Source organism: Archangium minus (assembly GCF_044360475.1).
In the GTDB taxonomy this organism is placed as follows: Bacteria; Myxococcota; Myxococcia; order Myxococcales; family Myxococcaceae; genus Archangium; species Archangium minus.
On record NZ_CP043494.1, the window covers coordinates 277,302 to 298,110 of the forward strand.

Below are 20,809 nucleotides of genomic sequence, written 5' to 3' on the forward strand. Positions count from 1 at the left end.
CCCATGTTACCGCGTCGCGGAGCGTTTGGCACCACCGAAGAGGCCGGAATCGGGCCCTTAGTGTCAATTTTCCGTGGCCTCTTCGGTTTGCGGTGCGGTATCATACCAGATTTCCTGCCGGACTGCTCGAATTCTCAGGAACCGAGAATTCCTTTCTCGCCTCCAGAGCGGACGGCCAGGCGTTGGTGACGACAGCCAGCTTGCTGGCGCAGGTCACCGCCATCGCCGAGAGCACACTCCCCATCCAACTGATGCTGGCCATGTCGCCGAAGCACTGCTGGGTATAGACCACAAACACCGACAGCGCCACCAATCCGCCCGCGCGTTGCATCGGCTCGTGGGCGCGGTGGTAGGCGCGCACGGCCAGGAAGACGCCAACGGGTATCCACAGCCACAGCCCGGAGAAGCCCACCACGCCGCCGAAGGCGAACATGCCCAGCACCGAGTTGTGCGGGTGGTAGAGGTAGTCCGCGAAGGCGTGGGAGATGTCGGGCAGCTTGAGGATTTCGTCGAAGGTATGCCCCCAGCCTGTGCCGAGGATGGGGTTGCGGTTCCACGTGTGGACGACATCGAAGTTCTCGATGTCGCGGTAGTCCATCTGCCCCTTGGCGAGGTTCTCGCCCACCAACATGGACTTGATGGTGCCCACCGGCCCGAAGATGCCCGAGGGGTTCTTCCATCCCACGGCGATGTAGAAGGGGATGATGGGCGAGAGGAGCAGGGCGATGCGGGTGAGCTTGCGCTTCATCCCACTCCACGGGCTGACGAAGTACCCGAAGATGAGCACCAGCTGGAAGCTGGCGTAGGCGATGCGCCGGTCGTTGTAGTGCATGCCCATGAAGATGATGGCGCACACAACGACCATCCTCCAGAAGTGCTTCCGGGTGGGCTCCTCCATCCAGGACCAGATGACGCAGGCCAGGCCGGTCACGTACAGCATCGAGTCCGCGTGCGTGGTGGCGTACTCGTGGTACAGGCCTCGGGGCCGGGCGATCATCACGATGAACCAGGCGCCCAGGAAGGCCTTGGTGCAGCAGGCCGTGACGATGATGCGCCCCAGGGTGTGGAAGTCCTTGGGGCCGCGCAAGGCGGCGTTGAAGAGCATCACCATCAGCGGGATGGCCAGCATCTGGTGCCACTGCACCTTGGCCACGCGCGCGACGCCGCCGTTGATGACGATGCCCCACACCTGCAGCCAGAGGATGGTGGCCGGCAGCACCAGCAGCGCGAGGACCAACGGCCTGGGTATCGGAAGCGGGGGTGGGTCTATCTTGATGCCCATGGCGCGCCGGTAGACCATCAAGCCGATCAGCCCGACCACGGCGAGGTCTATCAGCGGCAGACTCATGCCGGGCACGGTGAAGAGCAGCTTGCCGGGGAAGTACAGCGGCGACTTCCACTCGCCCTCGTAGGGGACCTCGGGGACGAGGTCCACCGTGACGGCCGCGGCGAAGACCGCCAGCGTCAACGTGCGAAGCGGCTGCCGGCACACCCACCACAGGAAGACGGCGCCCCCCACCGGAAGGATCGCGAGCGCCGGGGCGAAGATGATGAGCCCCACCGTTGCCAGCACCACCAGGGCCAGCAGCGACATGAAGACGGGCGTACGCGACAGGAAGGCCTGAATCATCGTCTGGGACGGGCGCTCCTACGCCAGCAACTCAGGGCTTGTGGGTTTCGCGCGCGGTGCGCACCCACTCGCCCTTCTTCTCCTCGGGGCGGCTCATCATGAGCCAGATCTTCCACGCCACATAGAAAGGCGCCCGAGCCAGGGCCATCAGCCCACCCAGTCCCATACCGGACACCCACCAGCCGCGCATCACGTAGAGCACGAGCGCCAGCACGCTCGCCGCCCCCAGGTACGCGGACAGCGCCAGGTGCCCCTGCCTCAGCGACAGCGCCACCGCGGCCATCGTCACCCCGCCCGCGCCCAGCACCACCCAGCTCAGCGGCGGCACCAGCAGATCCATGGCCAGGTCCACCAGCACCTTGTCGCCCTTGCGCAGGCCCTCGGCGAGCAGCGGCACGCCGAACTTGCGCATCATCGCCATGCGCCCACCCTCCCAGCGGCGGCGCTGCGAGCGCGAGGCCTTCTCGCTGGACACCATCTCGCCCAGCGCCTCGGCCTCCCACGCGTAGTGCACGCGGTAGCCGGCCTGCCCCAGGCGGATGCCGTACTCCAGGTCCTCCACGATGGAGAAGGAGTCGTGCGGCACCTGGCGGATGAGCGCGTGGGTGAAGCACATGCCGTTGCCGCGCAGGCCACACGAGACGCCCAGCCGCTCACGGCCCAGCGAGCGCACCTTGTGGAAGAGCGCCATGGAGACGGCCATCAGCTTCGTGCGCCACGAGGCATTCGGGTTGAGCACGCCGTAGTGCGCCTGCACCGCGTGGGCGCCCGCCTCCAGCCGCAGCGCGAAGGCGTGCAGCAGGTTGGACGTCACCTCCGTATCCGCGTCCACCACCACCACCGCGTCGGCGAAGCCGTCCGCCAGGCTCCACTCGAAGGCGTACTGCAGGGCGTAGCCCTTGCCGCGCAGCTCCTTGTTGTTGCGCACCAGCACGGTGGCCCCGGCCTCGCGTGCCCGGTCCGCCGTGCTGTCCGAGCAGTTGTCCGCCACCACGACGATGCGCCGCAGCTCCACGGGCCAGTCCACCCGCGAGAGGTTGGTCACCGTGCGGGCGATGCCCGTTTCTTCGTTGTGGGCCGGGATGATGACGTCGAACTTGAGCCGTGGTGCCACCTGCGGCGGTGCCGCCTTCTGCCCCGACAAGAGCGTGAGCAGCAGCAGGTACCCCGCGGCGACGAGCACCGGCAGGGCCAGGAGGATGAGCAACAGGTCGAGCAGCATCACGGCTTGAGACTCCAGGGGTGTCGCGGGGGCTCCGCGCTACTGCGATTGCGTCTCCAACTGAGGCGGCGTCTCCAGCTCCGCCAGCACGGGCAGCCCCAGGCCCCGCTTGACCTGCCAGGCCTGCAGGAACCGGCCACTGAGCACGTCGCGCGCGAGCGCCGCGAAGACGCCCAGGATGAGGCCCGCCACGATGCCGCCGATGGCGATCACCTTCGCGTTGGGCTTCACCGGACTGCGGGGGAACTCGGCCGGGGTGAGCAGGGTGTAGCGGTACTTGAAGGAGGCCTGGGAGATGTCGCGCTCCAGCTTCGCCGCGTCGATGCGCTTGCGCAGCTGCTGCATGATGATGGTCCTCGAGCGCACCTCGTCCAGGGACACCGCCGCCTTGGGGTTCTCCGACACCGCCGGGAGGATGCCCATCAGCACGCGCTCCAGGCCGTACGGGTCCGGCATCGGCTCGTCGGGGAAGGGCACGGACTGGCCGCCGAAGCGCTCGTATTCCCTGTTCAGCTCCTTCTCCTCGCCCTGCAGCACCCGCGTCTGCGGCGAGCCCTGCGCCCGCAGTCCCGCGATGCGCTGCTGCAGCTCGATGATGGCCGGGTGGTTCTCCCCGTACACCTTGCGCTGCGCCACCAGCTCCGCGTTCAGCTGCTCCAGGCGCCGGTTGTGCTGATCCTCGGAGTCCGAGATGGCGCGCCGCTTGGCGCGGATGAGGAAGCGCAGCTGCGCCAGGTGCTGGTCCGTGTTGAAGCCGCCCACCCGCGGGTCACCCACCGCGCGCCGGCGTTCAATCATGATCTGCTCGAAGATCTTCTCGAAGTCCACGAAGGCCTTCTTGTAGTTCTCCGAGGCGAGCTGCTCGTGCTGCTCGAGGATGGTGAGCGCGTCGTTGATGCTGGCGAGGTCTTCCTTCTGGCGCGCCTCGAGGAAGCTCTGCTGCGCGGCATCCACCAGCTCGTAGGCCAGCTGCGGATCAGGCCAGATGACGCTCACGACCACCTTGCCGTCATCGGTGTTCACGCTGAGCGCCTTCTCCAGCATGCCCACCATGGCGTCCAGCTTGATGTCCTCGGTGGGGCGCCCGGAGATGAGGTGCATCACCTGATCCTTCAGGCGCAGCAGCGGGGCGCGCGTGGCGTCCCAGCGGTCCAGCAGGTTCACCCGCTTGATGAGGGCCACCAGGTTCTCGCGCCGCATCACCGACTGGGCCGCCGTGCGCGTCACCGAGTCCACCTCGCCGGGCGGGCGCAGCGGGTTGGGGGGATCCGGATCCAACGCGGCGATGCGGTCCGGGTTGACCAGCGCGGCGATGGTGGAGGCGCGCTTGGGCAGCAGCGTGGCCTCCGCGTAGTAGCTGCGCGGCAGGAACTTGGCGAGCGCCAGTCCCAGCGCCGCCGTCACCACGAAGGTGCCCAGCGCCAGCAGCTTGTGGCGCAGGAGCGCGTTCTTCAGGTAGCCGGCGTAGTCGCGCAGGGCCTCCCAGTCGAAGATGTTCGCCTGCGCCCGCTCGACCTCGGGCAGTTCGTCACGGGACGGAGCCATGAGCTAGGCCTCCTTCCGAGGACGTGCCGCCATCACCCGCTCCACCTGCTGGCGGAGCTCCTCGGGGGTGAATGGCTTGATGAGATAACCGCTCGCGCCCGCCTCCTCGGCCTGCGCCCGGTCCATGGTCTGCGTGCGCGCGGAGATCATCAGCACCGGCACGTCCCGGAGGGACTCCGTGGCGCGGATGTGCTCGCACACCTCGTAGCCGGAGATGTCCGGCAGCGTGAGGTCCAGGCACACGAGATCCGGTGACTGTTGCTGCAGGCGCTCCAGGGCCGCCTGACCGCTGGAGGCCTCCTGGATGGTCGTGAAGCCCAGCGCTTGGAGCATGTCACTCAGCATCCTGCGGAACATGGGCGAGTCCTCGACGACGAGGACGGTTCCCTGTTGCTGCGCCATAAAATCTCTCAGGCCTTTTCTCAGTCTTCCATCGACGTCCAGACCACCAGGACGAGGAAGGCATAGAGGAAGTTGTATGCCACGAACATCGCCACCGCCCGTTTTACGCCTCGGACCGCGTTGCGCTCTCGCGCCGCCAGGATGGGCAACACGATCGCGGCGTACAGTACCGACATCAGGATGAACTTCTTCATGGCCTGGTACGCCTAAAGCCTACCACGATCATACCGCACCACCAATCCGACGCTTGTGTACCACTGGACGACAGGTTGGGTGCCAACGACCGCGTGATTGATCCAGGAGAATGTGCCCTTCCCCTGCAAGAAGAGGTAGCGAGAGAGCGGCAGCGGGTAGAGCGGCTCGACTTCCATCTTGGTCTCCTCGTCGTCGCTGTGGATGCCCGAAGTGAGCGGACGGGCGTAACGGAGCTTTCCGAGAATCTTGGCCTCACGTCGGCCCTTCCACTCGAGGTCTAGACCGATATCGGCCCGAGGGATGAGTTGTGTCGAGAGCGGATCCATGTAGGGCACGTAACGCGCGCGGACTTTGGCCTTCACCGGCCAGTGGTGACCGATCGGGACTGGCGCGTTGAGCGTGGTTTCCAGGGTCGGCATGACCCGATTTTCCGGCAACTCGTCCGGTCGTCTGGGGTAAACCCTACCCAGGGCGATGCCGGGCTCGACGGTCAGGTCCACCAGGGGGGAGAACTGGTGCAGGAGGCCCGGTGCGAACTGGAGGTAGGCGTCGCGGTTGCCGGTGGAGAAGGACACGTCCTTGCCGTACACCGAGAACGAGAGGTAGTCGCGACGCGTGGCGCCGTAGATGGTCTGGAAGCGCAGCTCGGGGTAGCGCTGCTGGGGGTAGGCCGCGCTGCCTCGCCGCAGCGGGCGCACCGGAGGATCCAACAGACCGTTGACGATCCAACCGAGCGTCCCGACGATGGTCAGGCGCTTGATGCCGAGCGACGTCAGGAAGCCCGCCGCGGTCTCCGTGTAGATGTAGGCGCTGCCCGAGCTGAGCGCATTGGCGTTGGTGGTCGGCTGGTTGACGGGGAGATTGATCTGCCCCGCGCCGCCGTAGGCCTCGAAGGGGAACTTGCCCAGGGTGGTGGTGTGGACGGCCAGCAGGGTGAGGTCGCGGCGGATCTTGTAGTCGGTACGGGTGTAGACGGACTGCTGGAACTCGAGTGCGCGGTTCGACTTGGTCACCTGACGCAGGAGGAACTGCGACTCGTAGACGAACTTCACCTCGAGCAGGTTGGTGTAGAGGGTGCTCTCCAGGCGCGGCGCGAGGATGATGTCGTTGAGCACCTTGGTCGAAGCGGGGAACACCTGCTCGGTGAGCAGCTTCGAGCGGGTGATCGTCTCGATGCGAGCCGAGGCCTTGTATTTGACGGCTGGTGCGGAGGCCACCAGCAGCCAGCCGAGGGCCAGTGCGGGCAGCGCCATGCGGCTACTCCACCACCACGACGTCGCCTGTCTTCAGACGGAAGGTGGAGGCCGTGCCCTCATTGCGGGTGAGCGCCTCCCAGGTGAAGCGGATGCGCGCCGGGGTCTGGTAGCCAGGCTCCTGGCGCAGCACGTAGAGGGCATCGTCGCGGGCGTAGTCGGTGAAGCCGCCGGCCTCTGACAGCGCCTGCAGCAGCCCGGCGCCCGGGTCGAGCAGCTTCTTGCCCGGGTTGCGCACCTCGCCCAGCACGGCGATCTTGATGGGCTGGGGCTCGTCCACCATGACGGTGACGACGGGGTTGGCCACCAGGTCCTTGAGCTTCTGCTCCATGGCGCGGGCGAGCGCGGCAGGCGTCTGACCGGCGGCGTCCACGTCGTTGAGGAGCGGCAGGCTGATGCGGCCATCATCGCGCACGCGGATGCGCGAGGAGATGTCGCGCTGGTTCCACACGTTGACGCTGAGGATGTCGCCCTTGCGGATGAGGTAGTTCTCGTCGCCCTGCACCTGGGGCTCGCGGTAGTCGTCCACCCAGACGAAGCGGCCCGGCTTGTAGCAGGCGGACAGCAGCAGGAGCGTGGCCAGCAGGGGCCAGCGGAGCGGGGAGCGGGAGCGGAGGGTGTTTCGGCTCATGGCGGACAGGGCGTGCTTCATGCGGCGCGGGCCTCGGAGGGAGGCGTTGCGGTGGCGGACTGAGGCTTGCGGCGGTTGCGCACCATGCGCACCAGCCCGAGCACCTCGTCCTTGCGCACCGCGCCGGTGAGGAGGATGAGGGCGAGATAGGCGGCGCCATCCAGCACCATGCGGGCGAGCCCGCGCACCAGGTCGCGCGAGTCCAGCCCCAGGTGGCCCAGCAGCAGGTGGAGGGCGGTGACGGCGGCGCACGTGCCGAGCGTCTTGCCCAGCACGGCGAGCCCCCGCGCATCCCAGGCGCGCGAGCCGATGGCGGAGACAAGGATGAGGGTGACGAGGACCTCGCAGGTGGCCAGCGAGATGGCGGTGGCGCTCGCGCCGCCCGCCGGGCCCAGCCAGCGCAGGAAGAGCGGAATGAGCAACAGGTTGAGCGCCGGGTTGAGCACCGCGGCCATCAGCGAGGTGCGAGTCACCGTCCAGGTGCGATCGGCGGCCATCAGCCAGCTGCCGCACACGGTGGCCACGTAGGTGAGCACGAAGATGGGCGCGAGCAGTCGCAGCACCGGCGCGGCCGGCAGGTAGGCCTCGCCAATGAGCAGCTTCACCCACGTCTCCGCCCCGAGCGCCATCGCGAGCGTCACGGGGATGGAGACAGAGACGACGCCCTCGAGCCCCCGGCGGAGGATGCGGGTGAACTCCTCCTGCGAGCTGGCTGCCGCGCGCGACATCATCGGCAGCAGCACCCAGCCGAGGATGGGCGAGAGCAGCATCGTCATGCCGGCGATGCCCCAAACGGCGCCGTAGTAGCCCACCTCTGTCTTGTTGGCGACCAGGCCGAGGATGCTCACGTCCACGCGGCCATTGGTGGCCAGCGCCGCCTCGTTGATGAAGAAGGGCAGGGCGGCCAGCAGCGCAGTGACGGTGGAGCGCACGTCCAGCCGCATCTTCAGCCCGGCGTGCTTGCGCGTGAGGTGGAAGAGGAACGCGGCCTTGAAGATCTCAGCGCCGATGAAGGGCGCGGCCAGCCACGGCAGCGGCGCTCGCAACAGCAGCACCAGCACCAGCCCGCCACCCCAGATGCACTTCATTGCGACGTGCGCCACCGACAGGCCGTCCACCTTCTCGCGTGCGTGCAGCACCGCGGCGAGGATGGCGTTGAGGCGGAAGAAGAACTGGTAGCCGCCCATGAGCAGCGCCAGGGTTTGCACCTCGGGCGGCTCGCCCCCGGCGCGCATCACCCACAGCATCGCGCCAGTCAGCCCCAGCGCGAGTCCCACCTGCAAGAGCAGCGTGCCGCCGAAGAACTCACTGGCGTGCTCGCGCCGGACGGCCACTTCCTTGCGGATGTAGACGTCCAGGCCCATCGCGCTCAGCACGAAGAACGCGCCGGAGAAGCCATCCGCCCAGTTGTAGCGACCGAAGCTCTCCGGCCCCAGGTAGCGCGGCAACACCACGCGCATGGCGAGCGCGATGCCGTACGTCACCATCAGCGACCCGCCCAGCTTGAGGGCGTTGCGCAGAGAGGTGTGGGCGTCCACCTGGGCGGGCTCGGCCCGCGGTGCCGCCGCGCTCGTGGGGGGCGTTTCGATGACGAAGTCCTCGACTGGTATGGCGGTGTGCAGTGAACGACAGCGGTGCTTCCCCGTCAAACAAACGGCTACAGGTCTGTAGGGCAGCCGGGCGTGTCTCCTATTCTTCAGGCAAAGCGCGGGTTGCGCGGAAAGACTCCAGCTGAAAGCTGGAGGGGGGATGCGCCTCATGAAGACGTGGAGACTCTGGGGGCTGCTGCTCGCAGTGGTGCTGTCTGGGTGTACGGCCTCGAGCCCCTTGCTTCGTGAGGAGGGGCCGCTCGCTACGACCTGTGTGGAGGCGGAGCGGGAAGAGACGGGCTCGTGCCTCAGCTTGCTGTGCGACGAGGAGGCGTGCGGCTTCTTCCGCTGCGAGGACGTGTCGGCGGCGGTGGCCGCGAGCGAGGACGCGGACGAGGCGGAGGACGAATCCGGGAGCGTGGTGCGCACGCGCACGGGAACGGTGGGCATCCGCCTGCCCTCGCCTGTCACGCCCATGCGTTACCGGGGCTGGCCGCTGCGCCTACCGGAGGACCGCGAGCCCATCTTCGTCATCCCCTGGAAGAACCACCACCTGCGCAACCTGCTGCCCAGCCAGAAGCAGCTCCTCCAGGAGGCCGAGCTGCGGATGCGCCGGCCTCACGAGAAGCACCACATCTTCCCGCAGGAGTTCAGGGCCTGGTTCACGCGCAATGGCATCGACATCCATCAATGGACGATGCTCATCGAAACAGCTCAGCACAGACGCATTCATCGTGGGCCAAGCGGCGGCCCTTGGAATGCGGCTTGGAGGCAGTTCAGAAAGGAGAGGGGCCCCAATGTAACGAAAGAAGAGATGTGGAAGTACGCTGGGGAACTGTGCGTTCGCTTCGGACTGATGGCACCTTTGCGGCCGTACTATGGTCGGACACAGCTGCCACCGCCCATCGAGTTTTGAGGAGCAATGCGGTTCTATAGGTTGGATTCCGCCCCCTATGAGAGTTTGCGCTACTCGGGGGAGTACAGCGCCAACCGCAAGTGGGGCTTGCCCGGACTTCAATGCCCCACGTGCGGCGGGTGCGTCGTCGATGACTCGGAGGTCTACCCAGAAGTAGATCTGTCGAGCCTGCCGGAGGCGAGGCAGCTCGAAAAAGCCTGGTTGGAAGAGGATCTCGAAAGATTCAAGCGTCTTCGAGAGATGGTGCGGCCCCTGGTGCCAGTGGGTGCTCCACTGTTGGCGGGTGCCGGCTTCGGTCCGCTCGTGGGCTCTGCCCGCGGCAACTTCGCGCAGCTCCACATGCTGTATGGAGATCGGGTGATCATCCGGCGTGATGCGCTGGAGCAGCTCCAGTCAGAGGGTCTACGAGGCCTGAAGGGATGCCGCACCGGTCTGCGCTTCCGGCAGAGGAACGCGCCCGAGTTGATGGAGCTCGATGTGGTGAGGTACGGCCTGTTCCATCCGGACTGCCTGCCACCGGGCAAGGCCGAGCCATGCGAGACGTGCAGTGGCTATGACTTCTCCATGCCCAAGAAGCCGCTGCTCGACGGGGCCTCGCTGCCGGAGCACCTGGACGTGTTCCGGCTGCGCAACTTCACCAGCGTCATCGTGATCAGCGAGCGCTTCGCGGACACGCTGCGACGACTCAACTTCGAGGAGTTCTCCCTGCGCGAGCTGCCCGTGCGCTGAGCCCCCAGCATGGGGCCCAGCGCCTGGCTCGCGTCAGCTCGCGCCGCTGCCGGTAATCACCACCGGCACCGTCTTGAGAATGAGATTGATGTCGTTCTTGAGGCTCCAGTGGTCGATGTACTGCATGTCCAGGTACATCCAGTCCTCGAACGAAATCTGGTTGCGGCCGGAGACCTGCCAGATGCAGGTGAGGCCCGGGCGCACCGACAGCCGGCGGCGCTGCCAGGCGGCGTACTTCTCCACCTCGCTGGGAATCGGCGGCCGCGGCCCCACCACGCTCATCTCCCCGCGCAGCACGTTGATGAGCTGCGGCAGCTCGTCGATGGAGTACTTGCGGATGAAGCGCCCCACCCGGGTGATGCGCGGGTCATTCTTCATCTTGAAGACCGGACCCGTCTGCTCGTTCAGCGCCTCCAGCTTCGCCTTCAGCTCCTCGGCGTTGACCACCATGGAGCGGAACTTGAGCATGTGGAAGGGCTTGCCGTGCAGGCCCACGCGCTTCTGCTTGAAGAAGATGGGCCCGCGGCTGGTGAACTTCACCGCCAACGCCACTCCGATGAGCAGCGGCGAGAGCACCGCCAGCGCCGCCGCCGAGCTCACGATGTCGAAGAGCCGCTTGAGCGCCATCTGGTGCGGCTGGAAGGCGTGCGTCATGAAGTGCAGGTAGCCGTCCGAGACCGCATGGTCATCCACCGGCCGCGCCCGATCGAACCGGAAGTGGTACGCCGGCAGCGCGAAGGGGATGCCGAAGTTCTCACACAGCTTCACCGCGGCCTGCATCTCCGCCGAGTGCTTCATCATGTTGCCGGCGATGTAGACCTCGTCCACCGGCACCGTGCACAGGATGTGCTCCAGGTCCTTCACGCTCCCCAGCACGGGCGCCGGCGGCGTCGCCGAGGCCGACTCGTTGCTGAAGCCCAGGTAGCCGATGACCTTGCGACGGTTCTTGGAGCCCAGGTCCTCGCCCGTCAGCCGGCCCATGGCTCCCACGCCGATGATGAGCACTTCGTCCAGCGGCTGCTCCTGCACGGACAGCTTCCGGAAGAAGTTCAGGCGCAGCAGCGCCACCGAGGGCCACAACAGCGGAGGAAAGAGACTGAGCGCGACAATCCACGACTCGGTGCCCATCACCAGACGTGTGAGGAAGAGCACCACCGTGACAACCATCACCTGGATGGAGATGAGCGCCAGGTCATCCAGCCGCTCCCGGTCCGCGAAGCGCACGTCATAGAGACACAGCGCCGTACCCACCACCAGCCACGACACCACGCCCACGCCCAGTAGCACCCAGACGTCCGTGCGCTCCAGGTGGAGATCGTGACCCATCATCGTCGTCGAGATGAGCAGCGCCGCCACCACCAGCGCCAGGTCCGCCACCATGTTCATCTTCGCGGCGAACCCCGGGGCGAAGCGCGAAACCGGCCCCTCGGGCGCCTTGGGGCTCACCACCGCCAGCGGCTTCTCCGTGGTCGTCAGCGCGCCCGCCGACAGCATCGGAGGCGGAGTCTCGGCCGGAGCCAACCCATTGGGTGGGGTGTCCGCGCGCGTCTGCGAAGGGGTGGTGGGCGGTTCGCTGGATGTCACGTCTACTTGAGATGCGGGCCTCATGCAGACCCTCCCTGAATCGACATCCGACTGACCCTCATGATAGGGGAACCCTCGCGCCAGCACGAAGCCGGGGATGACCAACTGTTCAGACGACGTATCCCCCTGATTCGACAGTGTGCAGCGTAGAGGGTTGTCCTGAAATCCGTCAACCCTCCGTGAATTTCTACACTTCCGATGTAAACAGGAAGTGACACGGGTTTGCCCCGGAGTCCAGGCGCACACGCGCTGCAACTGTAGGGGCATGGCGTGTGCAGGGCGCTAGGTAGGACGTAATGGGTCCTCCACGGGAGTCTCCGTCATGCCCTCGCTCCAGTCACCCGGGTTCACCCCGCTCGTGTTGTCCCGCCGCGACTTCGACGCGGTCCTGTTCGATTTAGACGGCGTGGTGACGCGGACGGCGGAGGTGCATGCCGCCGCGTGGAAGCGCCTGTTTGACGCGTACCTGGAGGCGCACGCGCGGCGCACGGGCGAGCCCTTCCAGCCCTTCACGGCGGAGGATTACCAGCGGTACGTGGATGGCCGGCCTCGCTTCGATGGCATCCGCTGCTTCCTGAAGAGTCGGGGCCTCACGTTGTCCGAGGGCGCGCTGGAGGATGGCCCCGAGGCGGAGACGGTGCAGGGACTGGGGAAGCGCAAGAACGGCTACTTCCTCGAGACGCTCGAGCAACGGGGAGTGACTGTCTTCGCGCACGCGGTGGAATTGCTGGAGCGACTGAGGGCAGCGGGCTTCCGCACGGCGGTGGTCTCAGCCAGTCGTAACTGCGTGGCGGTGCTGCGAGCGGCCGGGCTGGAGCACCTGTTCGACGCTCGGGTGGATGGGGTGGAGGCGGGGAAGCTTGGGTTGCCGGGCAAGCCGGCCCCGGACACGTTCCTGGAAGCGGGGCGGCGGTTGGGAGTGCCGCCGGAGCGCGCGGTGGTGCTGGAGGACGCGCAGGCTGGAGTGCAGGCGGGCAGGCGAGGGCACTTCGGGTACGTCATCGGCGTGCGCCGTGCGGGGCCGGTGGGGGCGCTGGTTGAGGCCGGCGCGGACGTGGAGGTGACGGACCTGTCCACCGTGCAGGTGGAGGAAGGAAGGCCTTGAATGCGGTCGATGCGGGACGTGCCCCTGGCGCTGGCTCAGTGGGAGGCGCTGTCGCGGCGGATGGAGGGCCGGCAGGTGGCCATCTTCCTGGACTACGACGGCACGCTGTCACCCATCGTGCCCAATCCGGACGAAGCGCGGCTGTCGGACGCCATGCGGGCCACGCTGCTGGAGCTGGCCCGGCGCTATCCGGTGGCCATCGTGAGCGGGCGGGACCTGCCCGTGCTCAAGGGCTTCGTGCGGCTGGAGGGCGTGTCCTACGCGGGCAGCCACGGCTTCGACATCGAGGGGCCAGACGGGCGTGGCTTCCAGCTGGAGGAAGGCAAGGCGCTGCTGCCCGAGCTGGACGCGGCGGAGCGGGAGCTGTCGGTAGGGCTCGCGGGGATTCCGGGCTCCCGGTTGGAGCGCAAGCGCTTCAGCGTGGCGGTGCACTGGCGGCACGTGGAGGAGGCGCGGGGGCCGGAGGTGGAGCGCGTGGTGGACGCGGTGCTCGCTCGCCATCCGCGGCTGCGCAAGGGCGGCGGGAAGAAGGTGTTCGAGTGCCAGCCGGACATCGACTGGCACAAGGGCCGGGCGGTGGAGTGGGTGTTGAATGCCCTGGGGCTGGCGCGCGAGGGCGTGCTGCCGGTGTACGCGGGGGATGACCTCACGGACGAGGACGCCTTCCAGACACTGAAGGGACGGGGCCTGAGTCTGGTGGTGCGAGGTGAGGTGGAGCGGCCCACCGAGGCGGACTTCGCGCTGAAGGACGTGGAGGAGGTGCGCCGGTTCTTGGAGCTGCTCATTGCCCGAGCCGGAGGCACAAGCCGATGAAGCCGGAGCACTGGCTCTTTACCTACGAGGGCTTCGAGCCAGCGAAGGAGGGCCTACGCGAGGCGCTCTGCACGCTCGGCAACGGCTACTTCGCCACGCGCGGGGCGGCGCCGGAGTCCGAGGCGGACGACACGCACTACCCGGGGACGTATCTGGCAGGCGGGTACAACCGGCTGAAGACAGACCTCGTCGGACGCGTGGTGGAGAACGAGGACCTGGTCAACATGCCCAACTGGTTGCCGCTCACCTTCCGGCTCGAGGGCGGCGACTGGTTCAACCCACGCGCGGTGACGCTGCTGGAGTACCGGCAGGTGCTGGATATGGCGCAGGGGCTGCTGCTGCGCACGGTACGCTTTGAAGATCGGCGGGGACGGCGCACGCGGGTGGAGCAGCGGCGCTTCGTTCACATGCGCGACAAGCACCTGGCGGGGCAGGAGCTGGTGCTGGTGCCAGAGAACTGGAGCGGGCGGATTCACGTGCGCTCGGCGCTGGATGGGCGGGTGGTGAACGGAGGTGTGCCGCGCTACCGGCAGCTCAACTGCAAGCACCTGCGCACGTTGGTGACGGAGGAGGTGGACGCGGAGACGCTGCTGCTGGAGGTGGAGACGGTGCAGTCGCGCCTGGAGGTGGCGGAGGCGGCGCGCACGCGGCTGTACGTGGACGGGCTGCCCGCGCGGGTAAGGCGAGGGCTCGCCGTGGAGGAGGGCTATCTCTCCCACGAGTTCGAGCTGGAGCTGCGTGAAGGGCAACGGCTGGCGGTGGAGAAGGTGGTGGCGCTGTACTCGTCGAGGGACCACGCGGTGTCAGAGGCCGCGATGGAGGCTCGGCACGCGGTGGGGGTGGCTCCCGAGCGCTTTGATGAGCTGGTGGCGACCCACGTGCAGGCCTGGTCCCAGCTGTGGCGCCGCAGCGACCTGGACCTGGAGCTGACCGAGACGGACCACATCCACACGGCCCTGCGGCTGCACATCTTCCACCTGCTGCAGACGGTGTCGCCGCATACCATCGACCAGGACGTGGGCGTGCCGGCGCGCGGGTGGCACGGCGAGGCGTACCGGGGCCACGTCTTCTGGGACGAGCTGTTCGTCTTTCCCTTCCTCAACCTGCGGTTGCCGGACCTGACGCGAGCACTCCTGCGCTACCGCTACCGGCGGCTGCGGCGCGCGCGCGAGGCGGCCCGGGCGGAGGGCTTCCGCGGGGCGCTGTTCCCCTGGCAGAGCGGCAGTGACGGCCGCGAGGAGAGCCAGCGACTGCACCTCAACCCTCGCTCGGGGCGGTGGGTCCCGGACGTGACGTGGCTGCAAAGACATATCAACGCGGCCGTCGCCTATAACGTCTGGCAGTACTACCAGGCCACGGCGGACTCGGAGTTCCTGTACTTCTACGGGGCGGAGATGCTGCTGGAGCTGGCCCGCTTCTGGGCGAGCATGGCCCAGTGGAACCCGTCGCTGCGGCGTTACGAAATCAAGGGCGTGATGGGGCCAGACGAGTACCACACGGGGTACCCCTACCGGACCGAACCGGGGCTGGACAACAACTCCTACACGAACCTCATGGCGGTGTGGGTGTTGTGCAAGGGATTGGAGGTGCTGAAGCTGCTGCCCGGCGATCGTCGTGACGAGCTGCTCGAGACGCTGTCACTGAGCCCGGCGGAGCTGGCGCACTGGGATGACGTCAGCCGGAAGATGCGGCTGGTGTTCCACGAGGACGGTGTGCTGAGCCAGTTCGAGGGCTACGAGCAGCTCGAGGAGTTCGACTGGGAGGTGTACCGCAAGCGCTACGCGGACATTCATCGGTTGGATCGAATCCTCGAGGCGGAAGGGGACACGCCCAACCGCTACAAGCTGTCGAAGCAGGCGGATGTGCTGATGCTCTTCTACCTGTTCTCGGCGGAGGAGATGCGGGAGCTCTTCGAGCGGCTGGGGTACCCGTTCGACGCGGGGATGATTCCAAGGACGGTGGAGTACTACCTGCAGCGTACCTCACACGGCTCGACGCTGAGCGGGGTGGTGCACTCGTGGGTGCTGGCGCGCAGTGACCGGCCGCGCTCGTGGAAGCTGTTCACCGAGGCGTTGAAGAGCGACATCGCGGACGTGCAGGGCGGGACGACGCCGGAGGGCATCCACCTGGGCGCCATGTCGGGCACGGTGGATTTGATGCAGCGGGCGTACACGGGCATCGAGGTGCGCGGGGACGTGCTGCACTTCAACCCGAACCTGCCCGAGGGGATGAAGCGGCTGAAGTTCTCGCTGCGCTACCGCAAGAGCCTGGTGGAGGTGGAGATCACCCAGGACAAGCTGGTGCTCAACAGCCGGTGGCGCTCCGCGACGCCGCTGGAGTTCGAGCTACGAGGCGAGCGCTACCTGCTCCAGCCCTGCGAGACACGAGAGTTCCCCATCAAGAGACCGGAGGTGACGGCGGAGGGAACGCTGGACAGCGCGGGCCCGTGAGAAGCTCCCTCTCCCTCTGGGAGAGGGCTGGGGTGAAGGTCTACTTCCTCTCGGGCTTCAGTGCCTGAACGCGTTCTCCGGTGGTGAAGAACACACCCCCGGCCATGTGGTGCACGGAGCGGAGCTCCTCCGCGCCACCGAAGTCCCACCCCGTGCCCTTCCACACCGAGTCCTCGACCCACGCCGCCACGACCTCGGCGATGAACAGGTCATACTTGCGCTGCACGTCTGGCTCGGAGAGTACCCGGCACTCCAGCCAGCCCACGCAGCCCTCCACGAGCGGGGCCTGCACGCGCGAGGCGGGCGAGGAGTGCAGCCTGTACAGCGCCCACTTGTCCTCCTCGCGGCCAGACGCTGAACCCACCGCGTACACCTGCTCCAACTGCGCACGCGTGGGGACGCAGAGGGTGAACTCACCCGAGGCCTCCACCAGTTCTCGGGTGAAGGTGGCCTCGGCGATGACGACGGCGACCTTGGGCGGATCGAAGTCGAGCGGCATGGCCCAGGCAGCGGCCATCACGTTGGTGCGACCGTGGGCGGCGCTCGTGACGAGTGTGGTGGGGCCGTGGTTGAGCAACTTGTAGGCGCGGCGAAGCTCGAGCGGAACTCTCATGAGGGGGTGCGAGACGATAGCAGGGGAGCGGGCAGGCCATTGACAGGCCTTCACTTCATCGGGGAAGTCCCAGGCGCGACGCACCAGTTCAACCGGGGTATGCACCTCCCCATTCGCCTTCTCGGCTCGCTGGCCCTGCTCCTCACCACCCTTCCGGCCATGGCCGCTGGCCCTTCCATCTGGGGTGAGAGCTCCATGCAGATCCGCCAGGGCGTGCAGGACTACGAGTGGCTGAAGCTGGTGAGCGATGCGGGAGAGCCGGCCTTCGCGCGCCAGGTGGCCCGGGCGCTCATCCCCACCGTTTCCCGGGTGACGGATGACGGTGCCGCCTTCGAGCGTGCCCGCCTGCGCCTCATCCAGCGCTACCAGGAGCTCACCGGCCGAGGGGCTGCACCTGAGGCGCCAGAGACGCTGGTCTCTCCGGAGGAGTCACAGACGGGGCCCGAGGCGCTTCACCTTGGTGCAGACGGGGCGACGGCGGGTGGCTGCAGCGCGAGCGGAGGCACGAGCGCGCTGGCCGGAGTCCTCGCGCTGGCCGCGGTCGTGCTCCTCACGCGCCGACGGGCTCCCGCCTACGCTCGCGCCTCGCGCCGTGTCACCACCGGACGTGCAGCGACTCGAAGCCGCGGAACATGAGGCTGTGACACTTGATCTGCGGGAGCTGCGTCTCGTCCAGGCGCAGGCCAGGCAGGCGCTCCAGCAGCACCTCGAAGGCGATCTCCAGTTCGCGGCGGGCCAGCCCCGAGCCCAGGCAGTGGTGCGGCCCGAAGCCGAAGCTCATGTGCTTCTGGTGGTTGGCGTCGCGGGTGATGTCGAAGCGGTCCGGGTCGGGGAAGGCGTCGGGATCCCGGTTGGCGGCCGCCAGGCCCAGGAACACCACATCCCCCTTGCGGATGGTCTTCCCGCGCAGCTGGAAGGTCTCCGCGGCGACACGGTGCGTGACGGGCACCGCTGACGTGTAGCGGATCATCTCCTCCACCGCCGACCTCACCAGGGTGCGGTCCTCCTGGAGCTTCTGGAGCTGATCCGGGTGCGTCAGCAGATCATGCAGGCCGTTGTTGATCTGATCCGCCGTGGTGGTGTAGCCGGCGATGAGGATGAGGCCCGCGTTGGACACCAGCTGCTCCGGGGTCATCTGCCCCGCTTCCTGGTAGTGAATCATCTGGCTGAGCAGGTCCTCGCCAGGGGCGCGGCGCCGCGCCTCGATGATGCCGCCCAGGTACTCGTAGAGCTCGCGCGTGGCCGCGTTGGCTCGGCGCCCCAGGTCCAGCAGATCCATACCGGCCGTGGGCGCGCTGAAGTCCGCCAGCGGCCGGGCCCACGCGAGGAAGCGCTCCCGGTCCTCCTTGGGGATGCCGAGCACCTCGGCGATGACGAGCGGAGGCAGCTGGCTCGACAGCGTCTCCACGGTGTTCATCCGGCCCTGGGCCTTCACGTCCGCCACCAGTTGCTCCGTGATGCGGCGGACGCTCGGGCGCCAGGCATCGAGCGCCTGCGGCGAGAAGCCCGCGGCGGCCTGCCGGCGCATCTGGATGTGCTCGCGGCCGTCACGCTGGCTGAGCTGGTCGGAGATCATCTTGATGAAGTCCTTGACCACCTCCGGACCTCCGAGACCCTGGGCCACCATCTCGAAGAACTTCAGCCGGTTGGCGCTCAGGCGCGGATCCCGGAAACAGTTGAACACGTCGTCATAGCGAGTGATGAACCAGGCCTGCACCGTGTCCGACCAGTGCACCGGGTCGTGCTTCCTCAGCTCCCTGTAGAGGGGAACCGGATCCAGCAGGTTCTCCGGCGCGACGAGATTGAACTGGAGCGTGCGGGCTGCGCTCGCCATAGGGGGCCCTTCCTCGGATGGATCGCCTGGGTGCACGGTTTTGACAAGATAATCGACGATAACCGTCTTGTCTTGAGCTGATTTGCTTTGCTGCCCTCAGCTCAATGCAAGCCATTGGCCGACGCAGTGAGAGTGAAAAGCTACGGGCAGGGGCTCACTTCTTGGGTAGGGACGGGTGGGCCCGACCGTTGGATCGGACCACTTTCGGTCAATGCCGGTGGAGTGCACGCGGACCCAGCGGGTCACGTCTCACCCTCTTCCCCATGCTTCGAGGGCTGAGGCTCGGGGCGTGTCAGCCGCCCACGCGCACGCGCACCTGCACGTCCTGGCTCGCGTGGCCCTGGGTGAGCACGGGGACGGGCGTGGGCGTGGTGTAGACGCGGCCGGCATCCGAGATGCGCGCCCGGACGACGTAGGTGGCGTCAGGGCGGATGCGCTCGGAGGGCACTGAGACAGAGAAGCGGATGGGTACCTGCCCGGGGCTCTGGAGGGTCTGCTCTCCGACCACAGCCTCCGAGCCCCCTCCCTGCGTGGATTCCACCACCTCCACCTGGACGACGGCGTCCGGGGTGAGGGCGATGCGCTCGCGGTAGGTCACGCTCCCCGTCACCTGGGTCTCGGCGCGGACCTCGGCGGGGGGCGTGGTGGGCGCCTCAGCGGGAGTCTCGGTGGGGGTCTCGGCGGGGGCCTCGACGGGGTCCGCGGGTGCGTCGTCCTTCGGGCGCGGGGTTGTGGCGCACGCGGACAGGGTGAGCGCCATCAGGCAGCTACGCAGCACGGTGTGGGGACGGGTCATGTCGTCATCTCCATGAGGTGTTGATTTGCAACCAGGTTGCATCAGAGTCGGGGATACCGAGGCATGAGAGCGTGTCTGGCGGAGACTTCCTTGACAACCTGAAAGGGAAACGTTTATCTGTATCGCGTTCCTGACCGAGAGAAAGAGTTGCATGGTGGGTTGCAGCTCGAGGCAGGACCCCTGAAATGGTTCGGCAGTCACCAACCGGCGAAGGTGCCGGCGGGGTCGGCATTTCTCTCGTGATTCCTTCGTGCTCCGCGAGGAGCACGTTTCGACCGGGCAAACCCACCCGGATGCTCACCCCCGTGAGAGGAGAGTCCCCCATGTCGCAGCGTCACTTCGTCCGGAAGTTCTTCCTTCTCGGCACCGCCAGCACGGCCCTGCTCGCCGGCTGCGGTCCCGAGGACGTCGCCGCTCCCGAGCAGCAGCTCGGCGCGGAGACCCAGGAGATCGTCGGCGGTACCAATGCCAACATCTCCACCTATCCCTGGCAGATCTCCTTCCAGGACTCGACGGGCTTCCACTTCTGCGGTGGTTCCATCCTGAACGCGAACTGGATCCTCACCGCCCAGCACTGCGTGGCCGAGTCGGCCGCCTACGCCACGAGCTCTCCGGCCACCGTGCGCATCGCCGCGGGCAGCTCCAAGCTGAGCACCATGAGCAGCTCGGGGCAGATCCGCACCGTCGATGACATCATCCCCTTCCCGGGCTACAGCGATGTGACGCTCGGCAAGGACGTGGCGCTGCTGCACCTGTCCACGCCGCTCACCCTCAACAGCAACGTGGCCGCCATCGCGCTGGCGACCGCGGCCGATGCCTCCGCGGGCCTGACGAACGCGGGCGTCGTCTCCACCGTGACGGGCTGGGGCGCGCTCTCCTCCAACGGCTCGTCGCCGGACACGCTGCAGACCGTGAACGTGCCCATCGTCTCCAACGCGGACGCCACCGCCGCGTACGGGCAGACCATCACCGCGGATCAGCTCGCCGCGGGCCTCATGGGCGTGGGTGGCAAGGACTCGTGCCAGGGTGACAGCGGCGGCCCGCTCGTGGTGAGCAAGGGCAGCGGCAAGATTCTCGCGGGCGTGGTGAGCTGGGGCGAGGGGTGCGCGGAGCCCAACTACCCCGGCCTGTACGCGCGCGTCTCCTCCTTCGAGTCGTGGATTACCCCCTTCCTGAGCAAGGCGCCCACCACGCGCCTGAGCTCGACCAGCCAGTCGGCCAGCAAGGGCGCTTGGAAGCACTACACGGTGAGCGTGCCGGCCGGCACCACGGTGCTCAACGTGCACACCTCCGGCGGCACCGGTGACGCCGACCTCTACGTCCGTCAGGGCGCCCAGCCGACGACCAGCAGCTACACCTGCCGGCCGTACGCGGGTGGCAACAACGAGTCCTGCAGCATCCCTAGCCCGGCGGCGGGGACCTGGTACATCTCGGTCCAGGGCTACTCCGCCTTCTCGGGCCTGACGGTGCGCGCGACCACCTACTGAACGCGTTGGCCTGTC

The 20,809-nt window shown here is 67.4% G+C and carries 19 protein-coding genes; 7 read left to right on the forward strand and 12 right to left on the reverse strand.

All coding sequences use genetic code 11. The features are described 5' to 3' along the window. Nucleotides 1–100 precede the first annotated feature (100 nt). The 8 genes from wzy to F0U60_RS01285 are packed head-to-tail and all read right to left on the reverse strand — an operon-like array spanning nt 101 to nt 8,527. The gene (gene wzy, locus F0U60_RS01250) at nt 101–1,630 is read right to left on the reverse strand and encodes an exopolysaccharide repeat unit polymerase (RefSeq protein ID WP_395813036.1); all 1,530 of its coding nucleotides are present in this window, start codon (nt 1,628–1,630) and stop codon (nt 101–103) included. A 31-nt stretch (nt 1,631–1,661) separates the two neighbouring features. Further along, the gene (gene epsU / locus F0U60_RS01255; protein WP_395825927.1) at nt 1,662–2,852 is read right to left on the reverse strand and encodes an exopolysaccharide biosynthesis GT2 family glycosyltransferase EpsU; all 1,191 of its coding nucleotides are present in this window, start codon (nt 2,850–2,852) and stop codon (nt 1,662–1,664) included. Between the two features lie 39 nt (nt 2,853–2,891). After that, nucleotides 2,892–4,397: a GumC family protein gene (locus F0U60_RS01260; RefSeq protein WP_395813038.1), complete on the reverse strand. Its 1,506-nt coding sequence runs from the start codon at nt 4,395–4,397 to the stop codon at nt 2,892–2,894. 3 nt (nt 4,398–4,400) lie between these two features. Beyond that, nucleotides 4,401–4,799, reverse strand: a complete 399-nt coding sequence (locus F0U60_RS01265) for a PleD family two-component system response regulator (RefSeq protein ID WP_395813040.1) — start codon at nt 4,797–4,799, stop codon at nt 4,401–4,403. A gap of 20 nt (nt 4,800–4,819) precedes the next feature. Continuing rightward, nucleotides 4,820–4,993: a hypothetical protein gene (locus tag F0U60_RS01270; protein ID WP_395813042.1), complete on the reverse strand. Its 174-nt coding sequence runs from the start codon at nt 4,991–4,993 to the stop codon at nt 4,820–4,822. Nucleotides 4,994–5,005: 12 nt separating this feature from the next. After that, nucleotides 5,006–6,247 carry a hypothetical protein gene (locus tag F0U60_RS01275; protein WP_395813044.1) on the reverse strand — a complete coding sequence of 414 codons (1,242 nt, stop codon included), beginning with the start codon at nt 6,245–6,247 and terminating at the stop codon, nt 5,006–5,008. Nucleotides 6,248–6,251: 4 nt separating this feature from the next. Beyond that, nucleotides 6,252–6,878 (reverse strand): exopolysaccharide export protein EpsY, encoded by a 627-nt coding sequence (epsY, locus tag F0U60_RS01280; RefSeq protein WP_395813046.1) that lies wholly within the window; start codon nt 6,876–6,878, stop codon nt 6,252–6,254. A gap of 17 nt (nt 6,879–6,895) precedes the next feature. Continuing rightward, complete coding sequence (locus F0U60_RS01285) at nt 6,896–8,527, reverse strand: flippase (RefSeq protein WP_395813049.1); 1,632 nt, start codon at nt 8,525–8,527, stop codon at nt 6,896–6,898. 109 nt (nt 8,528–8,636) lie between these two features. On the opposite strand from F0U60_RS01285, the gene F0U60_RS01290 reads away from it, so the two are divergent. Both F0U60_RS01290 and F0U60_RS01295 read left to right on the forward strand, forming a co-directional pair. After that, nucleotides 8,637–9,383 carry a TIGR02269 family lipoprotein gene (locus F0U60_RS01290; protein WP_395813051.1) on the forward strand — a complete coding sequence of 249 codons (747 nt, stop codon included), beginning with the start codon at nt 8,637–8,639 and terminating at the stop codon, nt 9,381–9,383. A gap of 6 nt (nt 9,384–9,389) precedes the next feature. Continuing rightward, entirely contained in the window at nt 9,390–10,112 is a 723-nt protein-coding gene (locus F0U60_RS01295; protein WP_395813053.1) for a double-CXXCG motif protein, read from the forward strand. Nucleotides 10,113–10,145: 33 nt separating this feature from the next. Here F0U60_RS01295 and epsZ read toward each other — a convergent pair whose 3' ends face one another. After that, nucleotides 10,146–11,720 carry an exopolysaccharide biosynthesis polyisoprenyl-phosphate hexose-1-phosphate transferase EpsZ gene (epsZ, locus tag F0U60_RS01300; protein ID WP_395813055.1) on the reverse strand — a complete coding sequence of 525 codons (1,575 nt, stop codon included), beginning with the start codon at nt 11,718–11,720 and terminating at the stop codon, nt 10,146–10,148. A gap of 298 nt (nt 11,721–12,018) precedes the next feature. On the opposite strand from epsZ, the gene F0U60_RS01305 reads away from it, so the two are divergent. The 3 genes from F0U60_RS01305 to F0U60_RS01315 are packed head-to-tail and all read left to right on the forward strand — an operon-like array spanning nt 12,019 to nt 16,064. Next, nucleotides 12,019–12,801 (forward strand): HAD family hydrolase, encoded by a 783-nt coding sequence (locus F0U60_RS01305; protein ID WP_395813058.1) that lies wholly within the window; start codon nt 12,019–12,021, stop codon nt 12,799–12,801. Next, nucleotides 12,802–13,614 (forward strand): trehalose-phosphatase, encoded by an 813-nt coding sequence (otsB, locus tag F0U60_RS01310; protein WP_395813060.1) that lies wholly within the window; start codon nt 12,802–12,804, stop codon nt 13,612–13,614. Further along, nucleotides 13,611–16,064, forward strand: a complete 2,454-nt coding sequence (locus F0U60_RS01315) for a glycoside hydrolase family 65 protein (RefSeq protein ID WP_395813062.1) — start codon at nt 13,611–13,613, stop codon at nt 16,062–16,064. The genes otsB and F0U60_RS01315 overlap by 4 nt, the downstream gene beginning before the upstream one ends. A gap of 40 nt (nt 16,065–16,104) precedes the next feature. On the opposite strand, the gene F0U60_RS01320 is transcribed toward F0U60_RS01315, so the two are convergent. After that, complete coding sequence (locus F0U60_RS01320) at nt 16,105–16,677, reverse strand: flavin reductase family protein (protein WP_395813064.1); 573 nt, start codon at nt 16,675–16,677, stop codon at nt 16,105–16,107. A gap of 99 nt (nt 16,678–16,776) precedes the next feature. Between F0U60_RS01320 and F0U60_RS01325 the strand changes: the two genes are divergently transcribed. Then, complete coding sequence (locus F0U60_RS01325) at nt 16,777–17,313, forward strand: MYXO-CTERM sorting domain-containing protein (protein ID WP_395813066.1); 537 nt, start codon at nt 16,777–16,779, stop codon at nt 17,311–17,313. On the opposite strand, the gene F0U60_RS01330 is transcribed toward F0U60_RS01325, so the two are convergent. Together F0U60_RS01330 and F0U60_RS01335 are read right to left on the reverse strand one after the other, a co-directional pair. After that, complete coding sequence (locus F0U60_RS01330; RefSeq protein ID WP_395813068.1) at nt 17,273–18,511, reverse strand: cytochrome P450; 1,239 nt, start codon at nt 18,509–18,511, stop codon at nt 17,273–17,275. The genes F0U60_RS01325 and F0U60_RS01330 overlap by 41 nt on opposite strands. Nucleotides 18,512–18,803: 292 nt before the next feature. After that, complete coding sequence (locus F0U60_RS01335) at nt 18,804–19,307, reverse strand: YbaY family lipoprotein (RefSeq protein WP_395813070.1); 504 nt, start codon at nt 19,305–19,307, stop codon at nt 18,804–18,806. Nucleotides 19,308–19,630: 323 nt separating this feature from the next. Between F0U60_RS01335 and F0U60_RS01340 the strand changes: the two genes are divergently transcribed. Further along, entirely contained in the window at nt 19,631–20,794 is a 1,164-nt protein-coding gene (locus tag F0U60_RS01340) for a trypsin-like serine protease (protein ID WP_395813072.1), read from the forward strand. Nucleotides 20,795–20,809 lie beyond the last annotated feature (15 nt).